Genomic DNA, 22,624 nt, shown 5'->3' with positions numbered 1-22,624 from the left:
GTGTACGTTTAACTCGTTGTTTATCTGCTGTTGTCATAATAAATCCTAAATGTGTAAACACATTTCAGGACAAGACACTGTAAAAACAATTAAAGGGAGCCATTGGGCTCCCTTTTTGTTTTAAACAGCTACTATTAATTATCGATGTAGCAATCTACGTGTCAAAATGAAGAGACTGACGTTATTTCGCCACGGAAAGTCCAGCTGGGAGTTTGATATTGCTGATTATCACAGACCCCTTAATCATAGAGGATTTAGACAAGCAGAGCAGATGGCACACGATTGCCAGTTGGACCATCCTGACCTTGTATTGTGTTCGCCCGCTGTAAGAGCGTATGCCACGGCGCTATTTTATATTCGTAACCTGGATATTAATCTATCGCGTTTGCAGCTTGAATGGTTATTGTACGAGAGTTTTACCCCAACTTTAGTCAAAGTATTAAAACAACAACCTGATAAAGACGATTATCTTTGGTTGTTTGGTCATAATCCTGGCTTAAGTAATTTGGCCTCGTACCTGACAGGTGAAGAATGTGACTATTTGGTCACCGCATCATATATTTGTCTGGAGCTCAAAGAAGACAGCTGGAGTAGTTTAAATGCGGGATGTGCCAGTATTATTCGCTACGAACGTCCCAAAAAATAAACCGGCATTTGCCGGCTTATTTTTATCTGATGTATTAAGTGTTGTCTGGCCATCCACAATTGCGGTTGGCGTTTTGCTCATCTAACCACTGCTTTAGAGGTGCAAAATAGTCCAACACCGCTGTTGCATCCATTTCCGGTGAGCCAGTTAAGCTTTGTAAAGCGGTTTGCCATGTTTCACTTTGTCCCATTGATAACATGTTGTTGAGTGCATCACCTGCTTCCTTGCTACCATATATTGAGCAACGATGAATAGACCCCGTGTCGCCCGCTTTTTCGCATAGTGCTTTGTGGAACTGGAATTGCAGAATATGCGCAAGGAAATAGCGGGTATAAGGTACGTTGCCCGGTACGTGGTATTTTGCACCAGGATCAAAGGCATCGGCAGAACGTTCAATAGGGGCTTTAACTCCCTGATAATGCTCACGTAATTGCCACCATACTTTGTTGTAATCTTCAGGTTTGACTTCACCGGTTAACACTTTCCAACGCCATTGATCCACCATCAGACCAAAAGGTAAAAACGCAATTTTATCCAATGCTACTTTTAGCAACATGCCAATATCATTTGACTCATCAGGAATGGTATCTATCAGACCAATTTGCTTTAAGTATTTAGGTGTGATGGACAGTGCAATGGTGTCACCAATCGCTTCATGAAATCCATCATTTGCAGAACCACGATACAACAGTGGCTGGTTTTTATAGGCACGTTGATAGTAGTTGTGCCCCAGTTCGTGGTGAATAACGTTAAATTCTTCGCCGGTTTTCTGGATGCACATTTTAATACGCAGATCGTCTTTGTCATCTAAATCCCAGGCTGATGCGTGGCATACCACTTCTCTGTCCTTAGGTTTTAAAAATAAAGAACGTTCCCAGAACGTCTCGGGTAGGGGGGCAAAACCAAGTGATGAGAAAAACGACTCGGCTTGTTTGACCATTTTAATTTCGTCATAACCCTTATCAGCCAGGGCTTTAGTGACATCAGGTACCTGAAGTTTCTGTGTTGGCTTGACCAGTTCGTAAATATTACCCCAGGTTTGTGCCCACATATTTCCCAGTAAATGAGCAGGTATTGCCTGATCTTGCCTGACTACATCTTCACCATAATACTCGCCTAACTTGGCGCGAACATGGCAGTGCAGAGCATCATACAAAGGCTTTACCTGCCCCCAGGTTTTGTCTAACGCTGCCGGGAATTCAGCTGCGGGCATATCATATTTGCTACGCCATAATTCACTGACATTTTCAAAACCAAGTTCATGTGCACCTTCGTTTGCTAATTCAACCTGCTCAGCAAACATGGCTTTCATTGGTGGTGCGACGTCACGCCAGCCTTTCCAGTACTCAAGTAACAGGTCAGGATCGCGGCTTTCTGCCATAAAGCCACTCATTTGGCTCAGGCTAAAACATTCATCTTCACTGCGGCAGTATTTACCTTTTCCATACATCCCCCCCAATTCTGAGCCTATCTGAGCCAGTCTTGCTGATTTTTTTTCATCTGCAGGAGGCGGCATGGTCAATGAATAGCGCATTAAATCCAGCTTACGTCGGGTATCAGCATCCACTTCAACCTGATTAAAGTCCGCAGCCTGTTTGGCAAGCTCTGCCACTCTGCTGGAAAGCTTTTCGCTTAGGTAAGCATCGACAGCTGCCGTGTCGTAGTTAATATTAGTGGCATAACTCCAGGACGCTTGCGCAGCGGGCAATTGCATTTTTTCTATTTCGTGTTGAGCGTCAACTAAAAATTGCTTGGCATCTTCTGCTGTTAGAACGTTGTCTGGTGCTGTTGTATCGGTGTTATTTGTTTTAGGAGCGGGTTGGCAACCGCCCAGTACCATTGCAGCCGCAATCATACTGACTTTGAGTTTAATGGTTTTCATTGAGTTTCCCTGTGTGCATATTGTTATTGTAAAACCACGATTGGGTGTAAATAAGCCGTAAAGACTTATGGAAAAGCCAGCATAACGCTTTTTCTGCCAAAAAAAAGCCTCCATACGGAGGCTTTATTCAATATAGTGGGGATAAAAGCTTATGCGCCCAATGCTTGTTTAGCATCTGTGTAGGTTAAACCTAATTGTTCACCTAACGCATCTACAACGGCTTTATATGTTACTTTACCTTCATGAACATTCAGGCCATTTAATAAATGTGGGTCGTCCAGCATGGCTTGTTTAGGGCCTTTATTGGCAAGCGCTAAACCAAACGGTAAAGTCGCATTGTTAAGTGCCATGGTTGAGGTTCTTGCTACACCACCTGGCATATTAGCCACACAGTAATGCACAACATCATCAATCACATAAACGGGATCCTGATGAGTTGTTGCTTTAGATGTTTCAAAACAACCGCCCTGGTCAATGGCCACATCAACCACCACTGAACCTTCTTTCATATTGGCAATATGTTCACGGGTTAGCAATTTAGGTGCTGCCGCACCAGGAATTAATACGGCACCTACAACTAAATCTGCACTGGCAGAATAGTGCTCAATGGCATCAACGGTAGAAAATACGGTTTTGACTCGACCCATAAAGATGTCGTCCAATTCACGTAAGCGCGGTAAAGAACGGTCCAAAATAGTTACGTCTGCACCTAAGCCAACTGCCATTTTTGCTGCATTTACACCAACAACGCCGCCACCAATAACTAATACTTTGCCAGGTGCCACACCGGGGACGCCACCCAATAGGGTACCGCTGCCGCCTTGAGCTTTTTCTAAGTAATGTGCACCAGCCTGAACCGCCATACGACCAGCCACTTCACTCATTGGCGCGAGTAAAGGTAAACCGTTGCGGCTATCGGTTACGGTTTCATACGCGATACAGGTTGCACCTGATTCAACTAAAAGTTGAGTTTGAGTAGGGTCAGGGGCCAGGTGCAAATAAGTGTATAAAGTTTGGCCTTTACGCAACATTTTACATTCGTTTGGTTGCGGCTCTTTCACTTTCACAATCATTTCTGCACGTGCAAAGATTTCTTCTGGCGTATCCACCAGCTCTGCACCTGCAGCGGTATATTGTTCGTTACTAAATCCAATTGCTGCACCGGCATTGGTTTGTACTAATACGCTGTGCCCATGAGTGACAAACTCTTTAACAGCAGCTGGGGTTAGGCCAATTCGGTATTCGTGGTTTTTTATTTCTTTAGGTACACCAATTAACATAATTATCAGACCTTCTTGTAATATTTCAGTCAAAAAATCAGACCGCGAAGTATAGGTGATGTTTTTTAGTTAATTGTGCTTTATTTATGACATAATTAGATAATTGTGCTGTAAAATTAATTTGTGGTAGTTAATTATGCTAATTAAAACGCCGAAGCATTTAGACAGAATCGATCGTAACATATTGATTGAATTACAAAATGACGGTCGGTTATCAAACGTAGAATTAGCCAAGCGTGTTGGACTGAGCACAACGCCATGTCTTGAAAGAGTTAGGCGTTTAGAGCAGCAAGGTTATATCACCGGCTATGAAGCGCGAGTTGCACCTGAAAAGCTCGGCGCAGCCATGCTTATTTTTGTGGAGATTAACCTCACCAAATCGCCGGATATTTTTGAAAAGTTCGCACAGGCTGTGCGGGAACTGGAAGACATTCAGGAATGTCATCTGGTGTCAGGTAATTTCGATTTCTTATTAAAGGCACGTGTGTCAGATATGTCGGCATACCGAAAATTGCTCGGCGACACCTTACTTAAATTACCCGGCGTAAGTGAGTCCCGCTCCTATGTGGTAATGGAAGAGGTGAAACAAACCAGCCAAATTCGGATCAATCTTAAGTAATTCTTTAAATTGGTTTTTTAATAAACAATCACGTGTTTTTTAGTTGGCTTTTAACGATTTGATAGCTGGGCATTTAACAAGTGGGCTGGTATCTTATACAGCCGAATGAATAAAAGAACTAAATGAATTAAATATTTATGGCGCGTCTTTCTGGTATCCAACGGATTTTGGAAGCAGGCATGATTTTAACCTGTGCCTTTGCTTTATTTTTATTATTGGCGCTGGGCACATTTGATCCAGCCGACCCCAGCTGGAGTCAAGCCGGCCATAGTGGTAGTGTAAGCAATGCGGCTGGCCCTGCCGGAGCCTGGTTTGCAGATATTCTTTTGTTCACCTTTGGTTTTGTCGCTTATATTTTTCCTTTTCTATCGGCTCTATTAGGTTGGTTTTTGTTTCAACAGGCTAAAGATTTGCTGGAAATGGATTACCTAACCATATCGCTGCGTGTGATTGGAGGCATACTCGGCGTATTAGGCGCGTGTGGTCTTGCCAGCCTCAATTTTGACGATCCTTTTTACTTTCCGGCCGGTGGTTTTATCGGCGATATTTTAAGCGCATCCTTATTGCCCATGTTAAATATGCCCGGCAGTATTTTGTTGCTGCTGTGCTTTTTATGTACCGGCTTTACCCTGGTCACGGGAATTTCCTGGTTAAGCATTATTGATTTTGTGGGGGAGTGGGTGATCCGCGGAGCCAAAGGCACAGCGCGTGTATCAGGAAGTCTGGGGAATTTTTCTGCGCCTCGTTTGATGGACTTTTCCAGGAAATCACAACAATTGGAAAATAAACAACAAGAGCCAGAACGCAATATTGAAATCACTTCCATGCGTGTTGAGCCTGAAGTGGAAGTCACGCCAGTACATTCACCTAAAATCGACGAATTTGATCAACCTGCCGCCACCCGCAAAAAGCGCAAAGATAAAGCAGTGAAGTCGGACGTTAAGCAAGAGCCGGTGGTGAATCTGGATGATATGATGGATTTATCAGATGATATGCCCATTGCCCATGATTCAGATGAAAGTAGTTCAGCTACCCATCGCACTGCGCAGGATGTTCCGTGGGAAAGCGATGCTAGCGCGAGTGGCAGTGTAACCCCAATGCCAACCCTGGATTTACTCGACCGTGCCGATAAAGTTGAAAATCCAATTTCTAAGGAAGAACTGGAACAAGTCGCCAGATTGGTTGAAGAAAAACTAGCCAACTTTAATGTGGATGCCAAAGTGGTTGGTGTATACCCCGGCCCGGTTATCACACGTTTTGAGCTTGATTTAGCCGCCGGGGTTAAAGTAAGCCGAATTTCCGGATTATCTAAAGATTTAGCCCGTGAGTTATCCGCTATTTCCGTGCGTGTGGTTGAAGTGATCCCCGGCAAATCGGTAATAGGTTTAGAATTACCGAATAAAAATCGCGAAACCGTGCGCTTATCTGAAGTATTAAGTTGTCAGGATTTTGCGGATTCGGCTTCACCGTTAACTATGGTTTTGGGGCAGGATATAGCCGGTCAACCCGTTGTGGTTGATTTAGCCAAGATGCCTCACTTACTGGTTGCGGGAACCACAGGTTCCGGTAAGTCGGTAGGGGTGAATGTGATGATCCTCAGCTTGCTTTATAAATCAACGCCTGAAGATGTTCGCATCATTATGATTGACCCCAAAATGCTTGAATTATCGGTTTACGAAGGCATTCCCCATTTGCTGACTGAAGTGGTTACCGATATGAATGATGCTTCTAATGCGCTGCGCTGGTGTGTGGCCGAAATGGAGCGTCGTTATCGACTGATGTCTGCGTTAGGTGTGAGAAATTTAAAAGGTTTTAACGCTAAAATTAAAGATGCCATTGCAGCAGGTCAGCCAATTAAAGATCCTCTGTGGAAAGCGGAAGAGGGCATGGCTACAGAGGCGCCGGATCTTGAAAAGCTGCCCAGCATAGTGGTCATCGTTGATGAATTTGCCGACATGATGATGATTGTGGGCAAAAAAGTGGAAGAACTGATCGCCCGAATCGCACAAAAAGCACGGGCTGCCGGTATTCATTTAGTGTTAGCCACCCAGCGTCCGTCTGTGGATGTTATTACCGGTTTAATTAAAGCCAACATTCCAACTCGTATTGCGTTTCAGGTGTCTTCCAAAATTGACTCAAGAACCATACTTGATCAGCAAGGGGCTGAATCCTTATTAGGCATGGGGGACATGCTGTACTTGCCTCCTGGAACCAGTGCTCCAACCCGGGTACATGGTGCGTTTGTGGATGACCATGAAGTACATGCCGTGGTCTCTGACTGGAAACAACGTGCTAAGCCCAACTATATCGATGAAATTTTAAACGGCGATCAGGGCTCTGATGGTCTGTTACCGGGAGAGCAACCCGAAGGCGGCGATTCTGATGTGGATGCCTTATTTGATGATGTGGTTGCATTTGTAACCACATCACGCAAAGTGTCTACCTCATTGGTGCAACGTCACTTCCATATCGGTTATAACCGCGCAGCACGAATTGTTGATCAAATGGAACTTAATGGTGTAATCAGTGCCGCAGCTCATAACGGTAATCGCGAAGTACTGGCACCACCGCCAGTTTAATTAAAGAGAATAAACGTGAAACGAATTTCCAGTGTTATTTTATGTGGTCTGATGTTGATATCGGGCACCGCAAGTGCAGAGTCTGCAAAGCAGCAATTACAATCCAAATTATCTGCGCTAAAAAGTTATTCGGCTGTTTTTGCACAAACTGTTATTGATGCAAAAGGGCAGGTATTGCAGCAAGCCACAGGCAAAATTCGTCTGTTACAACCTAATAAGTTATTTTGGGAAGTAGACGAACCCAATGAAAATGTCTTAATCGCCGATGGCATTAGTTTGTGGCATGTGGATCCCTTTGTGGAACAGGTGGTTGCCATGGATCAGTTAGCTGCCGTTAGTAACAATCCCATTGTGTTGCTGGCACAACCAGACAGTAAAGCCTGGGACGAATACTCGATAGCGGCCAATGAAAGTGGCGATAAATTCACTGTCAGTACCAGTAGCGAAAGCAGTCAAATTGAGCAGTTAGTATTTGTGTTTGACGGGAAAACGTTAAAAGCACTGGATATTATTGACCGCCAGCAACAAACCACCCAACTGATCTTTGATGATATAAAACAAGGTGCGCCAATCAGTACTGCTATTTTTAAATTCAGTTTACCCGATGGTTACACTCTGGACGATCAACGAAATGTCGCAGCAGGAGATTGATACCCAGCAGCAATTTGCGCCTTTAGCGGCGCGTATGCGTCCTAAGAAAATAGATGAATATTTTGGCCAGTCTCATATCGTTGCACCTGGTAAACCTTTATATCAGGCGATACAAGTAGGCAGAGCGCATTCCATGATCCTGTGGGGACCTCCCGGTACAGGTAAAACCACACTCGCCGAGCTAATTGCCCGACATGCCAATGCTCACTTAGAACGTATTTCTGCGGTTACATCAGGGGTGAAAGATATTCGTAATGCCATTGAGGCAGCCAAATATCATGCGTCCAGTCGTGGTAAAAGCACCATCTTATTTGTGGACGAGGTTCATCGTTTTAATAAAGCGCAACAAGATGCGTTTCTGCCCTTTATTGAAGATGGCACAGTGACCTTTATTGGTGCGACTACGGAAAATCCGTCTTTTGAATTAAACAACGCATTGTTATCGCGCACCCGGGTTTACCTGTTAAAAAGTCTGAGTAATGAAGAATTACAGGATATTCTCACAAGAGCTTTGTCTGACGAGGAAAAAGGGCTGGGTCAGTTATCCATTCGCATTGATGAGGAAGCACGTAACAAGCTTTGTGACCTAAGTGGTGGTGATGCCAGACGATTGCTTAACTATCTGGAATTGTCGGCTGATTTTGCTGATGATCAGCATATTTCTCTCGACACCATTAAACAGGCGGTTGGCGATAAGGTTAGTCAGTTTGATAAAGGCGGCGATCATTTTTATGACATGTTGTCGGCGCTGCATAAATCGGTAAGAGGTTCATCACCTGATGGTGCGCTTTATTGGTACGCCAGGATTTTACAAGGCGGTGGTGAAGCTTTGGTGGTGGCAAGACGTTTACTGGCAATTGCTTCAGAAGATATAGGTAATGCCGATCCCAGAGCACTGGAAGTGACGTTAAATGCCTGGGATATTTACCACAGAGTCGGCCCCGCCGAAGGGGAACGAGCTATCGCTCAGGCGCTTATATTTTGCGCCAGTGCGGCTAAAAGTAATGCGGTTTATATGGCGTTTAGCCAGGCCAAAGACGATGCTAAAAATTTACCTGATTATGACGTGCCGCTACATCTTAGAAATGCACCCACTAAGTTACTCAAAGAGATGGGACATGGTGCAGAATACCGTTATGCGCATAATGAACCCGGCGCATTTGCCGCCGGCGAAAGTTATTTGCCACCAGAATTAGCGACCCGCCAGTATTATCAGCCCAATGAGCGTGGCATGGAAAAGCAAATAAAAGCCAAGCTTGAGTACTTGCAGCAATTAAACCAACAAAGTGAGTTAAAACGTTATGAATAATCTGACGATTTACGCCTATATTGCCGTTGGCGGTGCATCAGGTGCCTGTTTACGTCATTTTGTTAACCAAATTATGATTCAGCTGCTTGGCAAAGGTTTTCCTTTTGGTACACTGCTGGTTAACGTTGTTGGCTCGTTTTTATTAGGTTTTTTATACAGCCTGCTGGAACAGGGACATGTTGCCGTAGCACCATGGCGCTCTTTAATTGCCATTGGATTTCTCGGTGCGTTAACCACTTTTTCCACCTTCTCCGTTGATAGCATGTTGCTGTTGCAACAGGGCTCGTGGATGAAGGCATTAGCCAACATTACATTAAATTTGGTGAGTTGTTTTATCGCAGCCTGGCTAGGGTTAAACCTGATAAGCCGCCAATAATCTCCATATTATTTATAAACGAAGAGTTAAACAGACATAAGATGTTAGATCCTAAACACCTCCGCAATGATATTGAAGAAACTGCGCGTCGTCTGGCGACACGTGGGTTTACCCTGGATGTAGATACTTTTAACGCGCTGGAAGAAAAGCGTAAGTCGCTGCAAATGCGTACTGAAAAGTTGCAAAACGAGCGTAATGTGCGCTCCAAGTCCATCGGTAAAGCTAAAGCGTCGGGTGAAGACATCGCACCGTTAATGGCTGAGGTGGGCAAACTGGGTGATGAACTCAATGCGGCTAAAGCTGAACTCACAGAATTACTGGCGCAGATCAGTGATATGTCGATGAGTGTGCCTAATTTACCTGATGACGTTGTTCCTGTAGGCAAAGATGAAAATGACAATCAGGAAATACTGCGTTGGGGTGAACCTGCATCTTATGACTTTGAAGTTAAAGATCATGTTGATATCTCTGCTGCATTGGGTAAAGGTCTGGATTTTGAAACTGCAGCAAAACTAACCGGATCTCGCTTTGTGGTAATGCGGGGTGCTATCGCCAGCATGAACCGGGCAATAGCGCAGTTTATGCTGGATTTACACACACGCGAGCATGGTTATCAGGAAACTTACGTTCCTTTGTTGGTTAATGAAGATAGTTTGTATGGTACCGGTCAGTTGCCAAAATTTGGTGAGGATTTATTCCATACCAAACCTGCAACCGAAGAAGGTCAGGGACTATCACTTATCCCTACCGCTGAAGTACCACTGACTAACATTGCCCGTGATGAAATTTTTGCGGCAAAAGATTTGCCAATAAAAATGACGGCGCATACGCCATGTTTTCGTAGTGAGGCAGGTTCATACGGTCGAGATACCCGAGGTTTAATTCGTCAGCATCAGTTCGATAAGGTTGAGTTAGTACAATTGGTTAAACCCGAAGAGTCTGATAACGCACTGGAAGAATTAACCGGCCATGCCGAAAAAGTACTGCAGTTATTAAAATTACCTTATCGTAAAGTATTGCTATGTACCGGCGATATGGGCTTTGGTGCACGTAAAACCTATGACCTGGAAGTATGGTTACCGGCGCAGGATACCTACCGTGAGATCTCTTCCTGTTCAAACATGGGCGATTTTCAGGCGCGTCGTATGCAAGGTCGTTATCGTAATCCTGAAACCAATAAACCTGAATTACTGCATACATTAAATGGGTCGGGTCTGGCCGTTGGCCGTACGTTGGTAGCGATTTTAGAAAACTATCAGCAAGCCGATGGCTCAGTGAACGTGCCTGAGGTACTACAACCTTATATGGGCGGCTTAACCAGCATTCGCTAAAGTCGGCACAATTCATAGATAAAATAATACCCGGCAGAAGCCGGGTTTTCTATTTCTACAGACATTTGGCCGGTTTAGGTAATCCGGCGATTTTGGTGGCTTGTTTGGCTGGGCCTTTAGGGAATTGACGTTGCAAGTAGCGGCTGTTGCCGATATCTGGGCCATATTTCTCGGCCATGGCTTTCACCAGAGCGCGAATAGCCGGGCTGGTATTAAACTCCAGATAAAAGTTACGCACAAAATTGACGATTTCCCATTTTTCTTCCGTCATTTCAATGCCATCTAACGCGGCAATATGCAGAGCCAGTTCTGGCGACCAGTCATCGACATTTAACAAATAACCCGCTTTATCGGTGGCGATCTGTTGCTGATTAAATTCTATAAAGTGGGACATAAAAAACTTACCAGGTTTGGTTATTCGAGTGTTTAAGCGTCAAGCCCACAAATTGTTCGTAATTACAGGCATTGGCATTTTGCCCGGTGCTTTGAATTCCACGCGCTTGGGCATCTGTATTTAAATAATAAACGTGAGATGCCGATGAGAATATGGAGTTCAGACTTTGCGGGTTAAGCAAATAATAAACCGCATCCTGAATCAGGATTACCTCATCCTGTTCAGAAATATTAGTGCTTAACTGTGTCGCTAACGCCGTATTAGCGGGTGATTGAGTGACAATATGCAACATGCTAAAACCTTAAGATTACGTCAAATTGCGCTAATTTATTTTGCCATTGCTGCGCGTTTAGAACCTGTGGTGAAATAACAAGGCTATCTAAGAGTATACCTCGTTGCGTTAAGCTTTCGGCACAGATAAAAACATCATCAACATCGTAAAAGGGTAAAGCAGCAAAGGTTTTATGAAAGGCTTTGCGGCCGGTTTGAGTGGCGTCTTGTCCGCTTAATAACTGAAAAACACCGTCTCCCTGAATAAACAATGCGCATTGCTGGCCATAGGTGCCATGTACCATACACAGTTCAAGTGCGTCTTGAGCTTTAGCACTGGAGTAGGGCGCACTGCTACTAATTATTGCAATGGAATCTGCCATTAAAATTGCACCACTTTATCGGATTGTTTAACCAGGCTAACCCATTCACCGAGGCCGGAGGCCAAAAAAGGTGGCTCCAGGTTGTAATGGGTACTGTTATTTTCAGCGGCTTCCTCACCATTGCGTACACCACGTTTGCTGGCTGCTGTGACGCAAATATGTAGCTCAACGTTATTGTAGTTAGCTAACGTAATCCATTCCTGAGTCAGGTTAGTTTCATCAGCAAGTGGATGATTAAAGCTATTGGCGTTGTGCACACCTTGTTGGTAGAAAAACACGCCTTTTATATGATGGCCAAGTTTTAATAAGGCCTGCGCAAATTGCAATGCAGTGTAAGCGCCAGCGTGATCGGTTGGAGAAGAAGTTACAAATAAACTGTAGGTCGTCATATTCAATACAAAAAAATAACCCCGGCATTTGCCGGGGTTACCTGATATAGGGTTAATGGAGTGGCTTAGTCGTCGTTGCCACTAAACGCCATTAACAGGTTTAGCAAACTGATGAAGATATTATACAGAGATACATATAAAGTCACAGTTGCTAACACATAGTTACGTTCACCACCTTTTATGATGTCGCTGGTCTGAACCAGGATCACACCTGATGAGAACAAAATGAACAGGGCGCTCATGCCTAAGCTCAGGGCAGGGATGTTCAGGAACATATTGGCAATCATGCCAATTAGAATGACCCAGAATCCAGCGAATAACATACCGTTTAAGAAAGACATATCTTTCTTAGTGGTTAATACATAAGCAGACAGCGCAAAGAAAATTAATGCGGTACCGCCTAATGCGGTTGTAACCAGTTCACCACCGCCAGCACCAATTACCATATTTAAAATTGGGCCAAGGGTATAACCTAAAAAGCCAGTGAAGGCGAAAACACTAACGACACCTGCGCTGCTGTTGCTGGTTTTGTGTACCAGGAATAATAATCCGTAGAAGCCCACCAGGGTGATGATTAAACCCGGGTGTGGCAAATTCAGTGACATAGTAATACCAGCAACTGCGGCACTGAATAATAATGTCATCGCAAGTAACATGTAGGTATTACGCAAAACTTTATTTGTTTGCAGTACCGACGTTTGTGACGACGTTGAATAGACTGACTGTTGGTTCATTGGTTCCTCCAGATTAACGCAACAATGATAAGTTTATCATTAAGGCTATTTGTATGGGTTTTAGTTCAATAATTCAAGAATTATAGGATTTTATGATTGTAAGAATTCATGTTTGGCACATTATTTGTCCTAATTGTTCAAAGATAGCGCAAACAGTTCTTTTATGTAGAATTTACCCTTTACAAGCCGATCAAAGCTCATTAATATTCGCACCATCTTCTGACGGGGTACCAAATACGTCGTAAGAAAATACTTAGGAGAGCTGGCAGAGCTCGGTTGAATGCACCTGACTTGAAATCAGACGTAGGGTCAAACCTACCGGGGGTTCGAATCCCTCGCTCTCCGCCATATTCAAAGGCCTCGCATAATGCGGGGCCTTTCTCGTTTTGGGCTGTGGTAAATATTGCGTTGGGCATATTCCATGGCGATTTTATCTTCACCATTTATATCTCTCTTGCATTAATTTCATCTGCTCAAATTGTTTTTAGCTAATTTAAGATTTTTCTAAATAATTAATATTGTTAATTAACAATAGGTTACTGTTTAATTTAGCTTTTACTTAAAAATAATCTTTGACCACCTGTTGATCATTCGTTAATGTGTATTCCATAATGTTATTAAGATATTCCCAAATGAAATATGGTGGGTTATGTTAATTATCTTAGGTTATCTGGCAGCAGTGTTAATGGGCGTTGTGTTAGGCACCATAGGTGGTGGTGGCTCGATTCTGACTGTTCCAATTTTAGTGTACTTAATGGGTGTGTCGCCTGATGTTGCCACTGGTTATTCGCTTTTAATTGTTGGCACAACCGCAGCTTTCGGTGCGTATCGTTACGTTAAACAAGGGCTGGTGGACATTAAAGCCTCCTTATTATTTGCTTTGCCGTCCATTATCGCGGTTTATCTTACCCGTGCTTATGTAATGCCGTCATTACCAGAAGTACTGATAAATGAGCCTGTTACTGTCAGCAAAAATACAGCGATTATGCTGTTATTTGCTTTGTTGATGCTGACTTCTGCCTGCATGATGTTACGTAAAGCAAAAAAATCCATCATTGTTAAAAATACAACTGGCCAGTTAAATCAGTCTCCTGCGAAGTTCAAATCTGCTTTAATCATTGTTGAAGGTGCCGTTGTGGGCGTGGTGACCGGGGTTTTGGGAGCAGGGGGAGGCTTTCTGATTATTCCCGCGCTTGTATTGTTTGTCGGTATGCCAATGAAAAATGCTGTGGGTGCATCGCTATTAATTATTGCCCTTAAGTCGTTGATTGGTTTTACCGGTGATTTGCAGGCGGGGATCGTGCTTGAGGTTCCTTTGTTGCCGTTGATGTTGGTAGCAACGCTGGTGGGAATGGTTGCCTCTACGCATATTGCCAAACAGATTGCAGGGGAATTACTTCAAAGACTGTTTGCTTATTTCACGTTAATAATTGCAATCGTCATTATTACTAAGGAGATGATCTAATGGCTAATTCAAATATGCACATTGAAACGCTGTATCATCAAGCCACATCTACTTTTACCCATATTGTGGTGGATAAACAAACCCGACGCAGTGCAATCATCGATTCTGTGCTGGATTATGATCAATTCGCCGGAAAAGTAAGTACTGAAAGTGCAGACGAGGTCATTGCCTATTTGCATAACAATAATCTGATCAACGATTGGATACTTGAGACCCACGTACATGCCGACCATATTACTGCCGCGCATTATTTACAGGAACAAGTGGGGGGAAAAATTGCCATTGGCAGTAACATAAAAAAGGTGCTGGAGATGTGGGTTCCAGTGTTTGAGATTGAACATGACACACCTTTGTCAGGTGAACAATATGACCTGTTATTTGAAGAAGGTGACAGTTTTGCAATTGGTAACTTGCCCGTTACAGTATGGCATACACCTGGTCATACACCTGCTTGTGCTACGTATTTAATCGAAGATGCGATTTTTGTTGGTGACACCATGTTTGCGCCACATCTGGGCACCGCCAGGTGTGACTTTCCGGGAGGAAGTGCGACAGAGTTGTACCACTCTATACAGCGATTCTATCAGTTGCCCGACGACACCCGCGTCTTTTTGGCTCATGACTACCCTGAAGAGGGCGATGAGCCATTGTCGATGATTAGTATTGCCCAGGCAAAATCCACCAACGCTCAGTTACGCCCGGATACACCGTTAGAGGAATACGTGGCGAAACGTGAAGCAAGAGACGCAACATTGGCCGTTCCCAGGTTATTGTTGCCTTCAATTCAGGCCAATTTGCGCAATGGTCAATTTGGTGATGTATCCAAAAGCGGCAAACAATTTGTCAAAATTCCTGTCAACGTGCTTTAAATGAGGTAATAAGATGAACATTAAACCTGTAAATGACGTCATTTCAGTTTCTGCGCAAATTACCGCTGCAGATGTGGCAACGATTAAAAAACAAGGGTTTAAAAGTATAATTTGCAATCGACCTGATAATGAACAAGCCGATCAAATAAACTTTGCGGAAATAGAACAAGCTGCCATTGATGCGGAGATAAATTGTTATTTTTTACCGGTTATTACCGGCAACATTACAAAACAGGACGTGGAAAAATTTGCCGATTTGGTGAATCAAATATCAACACCAATCCTGGCTTATTGCCGAACCGGTAACCGTTCTATCACGCTCTGGGCTCTGGTAAATAAAGGAAAGCTGGAACATACACAATTAATTAAAATAATTGAAGCAGCCGGTTACGATGTAAAACATTTTTTAGATGCGCTGCATGCTACTAGCTGAAAATTTTGGTAGCACTGTTAGATTTACACTATTTATTTTAATTTATTGTTTTCTCGCAGGCTGAATGTTGATTGTCAGCCTCAAATAAAGTCGCCTATTCGTGGTGTGTTTGGGGGCGTTAGTCTTTTATGTGTAAATTTGTTTAGAGCTAAATACACAGCAAACATTAACACGCTCCGGGTGATCCTATTGCATTTATCTGTTTCAGATCGGCCCGGTAATATTTTTGGTCTAATAGCTCACCCCGCCATTGCTGTGCCATATATTTGTTAGCGCATATCTCTCTAATCAGTTCTGTAACTGCATTGGCCGCTGCCACGTTGTATTTTCCATTGGTGGCGCTTATACAAACTTCGCGTTGTAACTGGGGTTGAATTAAAGGTAAGCAACGAATTTGATTAGAATCGATCAGGTGAAATACCGCAGAGGAGGGTAACACAACCAGGCCAAAGCCCTGGCTTACATAGTGTAAAGTAGTCATAAGTTGTCCAAAAGCATTTTTGCGCTTTAAGGTAAAATTCAGCTGTTGTGCTTCCCGTTGCAGTATTTGTGACAAGGAATCTTCCGTTTCAGACATAAATAATTCGTAATGCTGTAATTCTTCCACGGGCAGAGAGGCATAGTGAGCGAGCTCGGCATGGATAGGGTTTTTAGGCACTTGAGCCATGACCAGATATAAATCTTCCTTAATTAAAGCAATGCTGTTTGACAGATAGTGGCCATTGTGACGTTCAAAAGTAATACCGATATCAGTGGTTTTTTCACTCATCCATTGTTCTATGGTGTGTGATGGGCCTATTCTTAGTTGCAAATCAATCTCGGGAAAACGATGTTCTAACTCCTGAAATAAATCGACGGAAAGAATGTTCCCTATAGCTTGATCTACTGCAAGGGTGACTTTACCTTTGATTGTTTCCTTATTGCCACTGATATCCTGTTTTGCCAGCGAAATTTGCTGCATGATCAGTTCTGCATGTTGCTTAAACTTTTGGCCTGATTCTGTTAACTGAACACCGCGAAAATCACGTTCAAACAATTTGACTTTAAGTTCATGCTCCAAATTGGCTATTTGCAGACTGATGGCGGGTTGCGCAACATCAAGAGCCCGTGCCGATGCCGTGATACTGCCTTTATTGGCTGTCACTAAAAAATATTGCAGTTGCTTGGTATTCACGTTGCACACCCCTGTGTAATGGTCACCAAACCTATTATTGTTGTTAAGTTTTATGGGTAAGATATTTACAAATAACGCGGTGTAGTTATTTGTATTAAAGATTGTCTGGATTACATTTATGCAAATTTAACACCACGCTCATTTGATAGGGGACAATTGCTGGCAAATATAGCCAGTTGCATAACTTTATTACCGCATGCATCGCTGATATTTGGCGACCTATAAAAAAAATATTGACCCCCCTGAATATTTTTCTTCGTTCTTAGCCTTCCTTAATCCCGCTAGCATGAGTTCACCCAATAAGAGTTTCGGGACAACAAAAAACTCAAAATAAAGGAAGCTCAGAAGTAATGAAGCAGCATTTTTCTCGTCGTCAGTTTTTAAATTTAATCGGAGCCGTCGGTGGTTCATCCGCTTTGCTCAAAGCCAGTCTGGCCATGGGGTTGATGCAATCTAACGATTTTCAGGGCCCAGTCTCAGTCGCACCAGTAAAAGGTAAAAATAAGGCAAAAGTGGCTGTCTTAGGCGCTGGTATTTCTGGTCTTAGCACCGCATATGAATTGGAGCGGGCAGGGTATGACGTGGTCATTATTGAAGCATCATTCCGTGCAGGCGGTCGTAATATGACGGTTCGCCACGGTGATAAAATCGACGAAATGGGCCACACCCGCTATTGCCAGTTTGATCAGGATGAAAATTTGTATTTCAACTGCGGGCCGGCACGCATTCCCGGACACCATAAACGTTTATTGCACTATTGCAGAGCATTGAATGTGCCATTACAGATCAAAGCCAATTCGAATCAGCTTGCTTATATTCAGGATGAAAAAATTAATGGCGGAAAACCCATTAGGCAGGTTGATTATCGTGCCGATGCCAATGGGTTTTTAAGCGAAATGATGAGTAAGTCCATTGATAAAGGTGCTTTCGAACAGCAACTGAGCGAAGAAGACACCGAAAATTTTCTGTCGTATCTCAAAGCCTTTGGAAGCCTGAATGAAAAAGGCAAATATACCGGCAGTGATCGTGCTGGTTCACAACGCGATCGGATGTTATTTCCACCCACACCCAAAGCACCTATGCCGTTGCATGATGTATTTAAAAGTGATGTGTGGCGTGGTGTTTCTTTCGCTTCGCAAATATACGATTGGGTAGAACCTTTGATGGAAGTGAAAGGGGGTATGGATGGTATTGTAAAAGGCTTTTTGCGCAATATTTCATCGCCTGTCGAGCTGAATGCACAGGTACGTAAAATCCATAATCTGAGTGATGGAGTTGAAATTGCGTACGAGCAAGCTGGCAAGCTCAACACCATCAAAGTGGATTATTGTTTTAATAATATTCCTGCGTACTTTATGGCCGGTATTGAGAACAACCTCTCACCTGATTATCTCAATGCACTGAATAAGTTTAAACGCGGCCATCTTTTTAAAATTGGTTTCCAGATGCGTGAACGTTTTTGGGAAAAAGAAGGAATTTATGGCGGGATAACCTACACCAGTCAGGATAATGCGCAACTTTGGTACCCCTCTCACGATATTCACGCAGCCAAAGGGGTCATGCTTGGCGCTTACTGCTGGGATGAAAAACAATGTGCCAGATTTGAAGCTATGACCCCCGAGCAGCGTTTTAAATATGCCGCACAGTGCGGTGAAAACATACATCCGGGCTACAGCGGTTACATCGAAAATGCAGTGAGTATTCCCTGGGCGCGTATGAACAATCAGATGGGATGCGGCATCCACATGGAAAAGGAAGACTGGGAGCACTGTTTACCTATTTTGCAAAAGCCCGATGGTCGCCACTTTATGATAGGGGATCAAATTAGTCAGCACAGTGGTTGGCAGGAAGGTGCATTAGCGGCTTCACAACAGGCACTTTCCCAGTTTAATCAGTTACAGGCATCGATAACCTCATCCCATGGAGCGGCTTATGTTAGTTAAAAATACGTTTTTTGCGTTAGTCGTGAGCAGTTTTAGCGTGTCAGCCAGCGTCGATAAGACAGACTGGACGCCAACACCACAGCAATTTAAATATTGTACGGTTTGTCATGGTAACCAACTGATGGGGAACCCCAATATAGGAGCTCCCAGATTAAGCGGCTTATCTGCCTGGTATATCGAAAAACAATTACAAGCATTTAAACAGGGCAAGCGGGGAATGCCGGATCAGAGTGTTCCCGCCCATGAAATGCAATCGATGGTAAAAGAATTATCAGATGAACAAATTCATCAGGCCGCTATCTGGGCAAGCAAAACACAGTCTCCTGTACCCTCAGAAACGATTGTTGCTGACGCTAAAGCGGGAGAGTCTTTGTATAAGCAATGTGCAGCTTGTCATGGTGCTGATGGAAAAGGTAACCAAACAATTGGGGCTCCAGCTTTAGCCGGGTTACATGACTGGTATTTGCTTAATCAGTTTGACGCCTTTAAATCTGGTAGCCGTGGCAATGTTCAGGGTGATAGTCAGGCGCAGCAAATGCAAGCCGCAGCGAATTTAGTCAATAGTGAACAGGATTTAAAAGCCATCGTTGCTTATATCCAACAATTAGAAAAACACGAGGAGCACAACTAATGCAAAAATTGTTAACCCGCGGTTTATCGCTGTTAGCTTTAACGACCACTTTAACCGCAACGGCTGATGTTACGCGCCATGCGTTGCCAAACAATAATCCGTTTCCAATATCGCGTGCTGTTGAAATTACACCTGATACCAGTTTGATATTTCATAGTGGTATGGTGCCTGGGCCAGTTAATCCTGACGCTGAGAAAGGCAGTCGTGCCTACTACGGTGATACAGAGACACAGGCATTAAGCGTGTTCAAGCGCTTTGAAGCATCGTTCAAGGAGTTGGGGGTTGGTTTTGAAGATGTCATTAAAATGCAGGTGTTCATGGTAGGCGATCCTGAACTGGGCGGAAAAATGGATTTTGGTGGATTTATGAAAGCCTACACCAAATATTTTGGCACTGAGGAACAGCCAAACAAACCTGCGCGCTCAGCATTTCAAATAGCAGGTTTAGCGGGTGGCCCCAATATGTTAATCGAAATAGAGATGGTCATAGCACGACCCCAAAAATAATAAAGCATCCAGTTTAGTGGTTTAACGCATTGCCTTATGCGAAAGGGGCCGGGGTCTTTCGCTTAAAATGCGTTACGCGTAACCCGGAAAATAATAATAACATAATTGAAGACAACAAGAACACATGAGGATAACTCCATGATTATTAACAATAAAGTTAGTTGCGCAGTGAAAACTGCTTTGGCAACTTGTGCATTAGGATCAGCGATCACCATGCCCGTTATTGCACAAGAAGCACAAGCGCCAGATGGTGCTTCAGATGTGGAAAAAGTAATTATTACTGGTACCCGTGGGGCGCCTCGTTCTGTTCAGGATTCACCTGTTCCGGTGGATGTATTCAGTGAAGATGATCTCGAAGCCGTTGCCTTTACTGATACCAACGACGTATTAAAAACCCTGGTACCGTCTTATACCTTGCAGCGTCAGCCGATTAGTGACGGGGCATCTTTTATACGTCCAGCCAGTTTGCGTGGTATGCCTACCGATAAAACCTTAGTTTTAGTTAATTCTAAGCGTCGTCACCGCTCAGCCTTAGTTCAAATTGGTGGTTCAGGTACACAAGGTCCTGACGTTGCGACAATTCCTTCATCTGCATTAAAAACCATTGAGGTATTACGTGACGGTGCAGCTGCACAATATGGTTCGGATGCAATTGCCGGGGTTATCAACTTCGTATTAAAAGATAATGACGAGGGTGGTTCATTATCTGCTGAAACCGGCCAGTACTATGAAGGTGATGGCACCATGTTTACCTTAACGGGTAATATGGGATTTGCGCTGGGCGCGGATGGTTTTTTAAGTATTTCTGCTGAGGTATCAGACAGTGACTCTACCAATCGAGGTACTCAATACTGTGATACCTGGTTCTGCCTTGATCCTAGCAGTGATCTATTTGATCCGGATAATGCATATACTGCGGATCCAGCGTTTATGGAAGCAACTAAAAACGCTAATTTAGGTGGTGAAGATGTGGTGCAGCCGTGGGGACAACCCAATGCCAGTGCGACACGCCTGTTCTTCAATGCTGGCTATGAGCTTAATGCTAATACCAAGCTATATGGCTTTGGTAACTATTCTAAAAGCGAAGCCGACGGCAGCTTTTATTACCGTTACCCGGGTAACGGTACTATTGAAGATTTACGTCAGGAAGATGGTTCCATTTATTCGCCACTGGAAAAGTATCCGGGTGGTTTCACACCGCGTTTCTTTGGGGACATTACCGATTACTCTTTAGTTGGTGGAATTGAAGGTGAATTTGGCAGTGAAGTTGGTTATGACCTCAGTGCACGTTTTGGCTCAAACAAAATTGAATACACCTTAAAAAATACCATTAACCCGTCAATGGCCGCTGCGTCTCCAACTGAATTTCACCCTGGAGATCTAATCAATGACGAGATGCAGTTGTCGGCGGATTTTTCCAAATATGTAGGTGTGGGATTATATTCGGATTTGTTGGTCGCATTCGGTTTAACCTATATGGAAGAGAGTTATGAACTGGTAGGCGGAAATCCTGAATCGTATGAAGCAGGTCCACACGCGGTGTCTGATCCTTTTGGTTTTTGTGATGGTGACACAGCTACCGCAGCGGGTCTTGCTGTTATTGCCAATGGTTCCACACTTGACTGTGCTGATTCGTCTGATCCCGTTTATACGGTTGTCGGTGTTGGCTCAAACGGTTTTCCCGGATACTCACCTGAATTCTCGGGTAAATATGAGCGTGATATGTCGGGGATTTATGTGGACTTAAGCGCTGATATCAATGAATCCCTGTTTATGCAAGGGGCAATGCGGTACGAAGACTATTCTGACTTTGGCTCAGAATTGGTGGGTAAAATTGCGTTTAAATATACACTTACCGACGACTTTAATATGCGTGGTTCTGTTGGTACCGGATTCCGTGCTCCAACGCCGGGTCAACAGGGGACGACTAACGTATCTACTCGTTTACCCAATGGTTTACCTGTGGCAACAGGTTTATTCCCCGCTTTAAGTGCGGTGGGACAGGCTTTAGGTGCCAAGCCTTTGGATCCCGAAAAGTCGCTTAATTACACCTTAGGGTTTACCGGCAGTATTGACGATCTGAAAATCACTTTGGACTTCTATCAAATTGAGTTAGAAGATCGATTCTATGCTGTATCCACTCGCGATGTATCAACCGATCCAACCTCCGGTGATGCTTATGCTAACTATCTGGCTCTCGCTGCTGCCAATGTGGCTGGTGCTGAATCTATTGGCGGGGTGAATTACTTCCAAAATGCGTTTGATACCGTAACCAAGGGCATGGACTTTGTGGCGACTTATACCATGGGAGATACCATTTTCACCGGATCACTTAATTACAATAAAACAGAACTGGATTCTGATCCTTCTGAGTACTTAAATGCAGAAGATCAATTCGATTTGGAAAATTCAGAACCTTCAATTCGGAGTGTTTTAAGTGTCAGACATAGTTTTGATGATTTGAGTCTAATGGTTCGCGCTAACTATTATGGCTCCTATGAAAACTATGATGGCGGATTTGTACAAAAGTATGACCCTATTGTATTTCTGGATCTGGAGCTGAAATATCAGGTAACTGAAAACATGAGTATCGCTGTCGGTGGTCGTAACCTGCTGGATGAATACCCTGAAAAAGATACCGTTAATACTTATGGCGATGATTGCTGTGGCGCAGTTTACTGGGCAAGTAATACGGTTGACTGGCAGGGAGGTTACTATTACGCCCGTGCTAATTACGAGTTTTAACTTACGTAAATCCTA

Annotated in this window: 22 protein-coding genes and 1 tRNA gene; 15 read left to right on the top strand and 8 right to left on the bottom strand. The window is 43.7% G+C overall.

The annotated features are described in order from the left end of the window. The first annotated feature begins 166 nt into the window (after positions 1-166). Positions 167-646, top strand: coding sequence for a SixA phosphatase family protein (locus tag H8B19_RS17935; protein WP_186508398.1), 480 nt, complete (start codon positions 167-169; stop codon positions 644-646). Between the two features lie 34 nt (positions 647-680). Here H8B19_RS17935 and H8B19_RS17930 read toward each other — a convergent pair whose 3' ends face one another. Then, positions 681-2,528: a M2 family metallopeptidase gene (locus H8B19_RS17930; RefSeq protein ID WP_186508397.1), complete on the bottom strand. Its 1,848-nt coding sequence runs from the start codon at positions 2,526-2,528 to the stop codon at positions 681-683. A 149-nt stretch (positions 2,529-2,677) separates the two neighbouring features. Continuing rightward, positions 2,678-3,808 (bottom strand): alanine dehydrogenase, encoded by a 1,131-nt coding sequence (gene ald / locus H8B19_RS17925; RefSeq protein WP_186508396.1) that lies wholly within the window; start codon positions 3,806-3,808, stop codon positions 2,678-2,680. Positions 3,809-3,944: 136 nt separating this feature from the next. Here ald and lrp point away from each other — a divergent pair, with 136 nt between their 5' ends. From lrp to serS, 6 genes are all read left to right on the top strand, one after another. Then, the gene (gene lrp / locus H8B19_RS17920) at positions 3,945-4,427 is read left to right on the top strand and encodes a leucine-responsive transcriptional regulator Lrp (RefSeq protein ID WP_186508395.1); all 483 of its coding nucleotides are present in this window, start codon (positions 3,945-3,947) and stop codon (positions 4,425-4,427) included. Between the two features lie 137 nt (positions 4,428-4,564). Beyond that, on the top strand, positions 4,565-7,006 hold the full coding sequence (locus H8B19_RS19280; RefSeq protein WP_186508394.1) for a DNA translocase FtsK 4TM domain-containing protein: 2,442 nt from the start codon (positions 4,565-4,567) through the stop codon (positions 7,004-7,006). A gap of 15 nt (positions 7,007-7,021) precedes the next feature. Beyond that, entirely contained in the window at positions 7,022-7,657 is a 636-nt protein-coding gene (lolA, locus tag H8B19_RS17910; protein WP_186508393.1) for an outer membrane lipoprotein periplasmic chaperone LolA, read from the top strand. Next, positions 7,638-8,966, top strand: coding sequence for a replication-associated recombination protein A (locus H8B19_RS17905; protein ID WP_186508401.1), 1,329 nt, complete (start codon positions 7,638-7,640; stop codon positions 8,964-8,966). The genes lolA and H8B19_RS17905 overlap by 20 nt, the downstream gene beginning before the upstream one ends. Further along, positions 8,959-9,342, top strand: coding sequence for a fluoride efflux transporter CrcB (gene crcB, locus H8B19_RS17900; RefSeq protein WP_186508392.1), 384 nt, complete (start codon positions 8,959-8,961; stop codon positions 9,340-9,342). The genes H8B19_RS17905 and crcB overlap by 8 nt, the downstream gene beginning before the upstream one ends. Positions 9,343-9,383: 41 nt before the next feature. Then, a complete protein-coding gene (gene serS, locus H8B19_RS17895; protein WP_186508391.1) occupies positions 9,384-10,673 on the top strand; it encodes a serine--tRNA ligase in 1,290 nt (429 codons plus the stop codon). 55 nt (positions 10,674-10,728) lie between these two features. Here serS and H8B19_RS17890 read toward each other — a convergent pair whose 3' ends face one another. The 5 genes from H8B19_RS17890 to H8B19_RS17870 form a co-directional block, all read right to left on the bottom strand. Next, the gene (locus H8B19_RS17890) at positions 10,729-11,067 is read right to left on the bottom strand and encodes a TusE/DsrC/DsvC family sulfur relay protein (RefSeq protein WP_186508390.1); all 339 of its coding nucleotides are present in this window, start codon (positions 11,065-11,067) and stop codon (positions 10,729-10,731) included. Positions 11,068-11,074: 7 nt separating this feature from the next. Further along, positions 11,075-11,359, bottom strand: a complete 285-nt coding sequence (tusB, locus tag H8B19_RS17885) for a sulfurtransferase complex subunit TusB (protein WP_186508389.1) — start codon at positions 11,357-11,359, stop codon at positions 11,075-11,077. 1 nt (position 11,360) lies between these two features. Next, complete coding sequence (gene tusC / locus H8B19_RS17880; RefSeq protein ID WP_186508388.1) at positions 11,361-11,720, bottom strand: sulfurtransferase complex subunit TusC; 360 nt, start codon at positions 11,718-11,720, stop codon at positions 11,361-11,363. Continuing rightward, complete coding sequence (gene tusD, locus H8B19_RS17875) at positions 11,720-12,109, bottom strand: sulfurtransferase complex subunit TusD (protein ID WP_186508387.1); 390 nt, start codon at positions 12,107-12,109, stop codon at positions 11,720-11,722. Before tusD ends, tusC begins: the two co-directional genes overlap by 1 nt. Before the next feature lie 65 nt (positions 12,110-12,174). Beyond that, the gene (locus H8B19_RS17870) at positions 12,175-12,843 is read right to left on the bottom strand and encodes a Bax inhibitor-1/YccA family protein (protein ID WP_186508386.1); all 669 of its coding nucleotides are present in this window, start codon (positions 12,841-12,843) and stop codon (positions 12,175-12,177) included. A gap of 256 nt (positions 12,844-13,099) precedes the next feature. Here H8B19_RS17870 and H8B19_RS17865 point away from each other — a divergent pair. From H8B19_RS17865 to H8B19_RS17850, 4 genes are all read left to right on the top strand, one after another. After that, positions 13,100-13,191, top strand: a tRNA-Ser gene (locus tag H8B19_RS17865). 301 nt (positions 13,192-13,492) lie between these two features. Then, the gene (locus tag H8B19_RS17860) at positions 13,493-14,308 is read left to right on the top strand and encodes a sulfite exporter TauE/SafE family protein (protein WP_186508385.1); all 816 of its coding nucleotides are present in this window, start codon (positions 13,493-13,495) and stop codon (positions 14,306-14,308) included. After that, positions 14,308-15,177 carry an MBL fold metallo-hydrolase gene (locus tag H8B19_RS17855; protein WP_241737670.1) on the top strand — a complete coding sequence of 290 codons (870 nt, stop codon included), beginning with the start codon at positions 14,308-14,310 and terminating at the stop codon, positions 15,175-15,177. Before H8B19_RS17860 ends, H8B19_RS17855 begins: the two co-directional genes overlap by 1 nt. Before the next feature lie 13 nt (positions 15,178-15,190). Continuing rightward, complete coding sequence (locus H8B19_RS17850) at positions 15,191-15,610, top strand: protein tyrosine phosphatase family protein (RefSeq protein WP_186508384.1); 420 nt, start codon at positions 15,191-15,193, stop codon at positions 15,608-15,610. Between the two features lie 166 nt (positions 15,611-15,776). On the opposite strand, the gene H8B19_RS17845 is transcribed toward H8B19_RS17850, so the two are convergent. Beyond that, entirely contained in the window at positions 15,777-16,784 is a 1,008-nt protein-coding gene (locus tag H8B19_RS17845; RefSeq protein WP_186508383.1) for a LysR substrate-binding domain-containing protein, read from the bottom strand. Between the two features lie 350 nt (positions 16,785-17,134). Here H8B19_RS17845 and H8B19_RS17840 point away from each other — a divergent pair, with 350 nt between their 5' ends. The 4 genes from H8B19_RS17840 (at position 17,135) to H8B19_RS17825 (ending at position 22,609) form a co-directional block, all read left to right on the top strand. Next, the gene (locus H8B19_RS17840) at positions 17,135-18,727 is read left to right on the top strand and encodes a flavin monoamine oxidase family protein (RefSeq protein WP_277816422.1); all 1,593 of its coding nucleotides are present in this window, start codon (positions 17,135-17,137) and stop codon (positions 18,725-18,727) included. Then, positions 18,717-19,358 carry a c-type cytochrome gene (locus H8B19_RS17835; RefSeq protein ID WP_186508382.1) on the top strand — a complete coding sequence of 214 codons (642 nt, stop codon included), beginning with the start codon at positions 18,717-18,719 and terminating at the stop codon, positions 19,356-19,358. Before H8B19_RS17840 ends, H8B19_RS17835 begins: the two co-directional genes overlap by 11 nt. Beyond that, a complete protein-coding gene (locus H8B19_RS17830) occupies positions 19,358-19,864 on the top strand; it encodes a RidA family protein (RefSeq protein WP_186508381.1) in 507 nt (168 codons plus the stop codon). Before H8B19_RS17835 ends, H8B19_RS17830 begins: the two co-directional genes overlap by 1 nt. 138 nt (positions 19,865-20,002) lie before the next feature. Continuing rightward, complete coding sequence (locus H8B19_RS17825) at positions 20,003-22,609, top strand: TonB-dependent receptor plug domain-containing protein (protein ID WP_186508380.1); 2,607 nt, start codon at positions 20,003-20,005, stop codon at positions 22,607-22,609. Positions 22,610-22,624: the final 15 nt, after the last annotated feature.

This window comes from Neptunicella marina (assembly GCF_014270035.1).
Lineage (GTDB): Bacteria > Pseudomonadota > Gammaproteobacteria > Enterobacterales > Alteromonadaceae > Neptunicella > Neptunicella marina.
The sequence above is the reverse complement of the archived record's forward strand: the minus strand, read 5'-3'. Positions and strand labels throughout refer to the sequence as shown.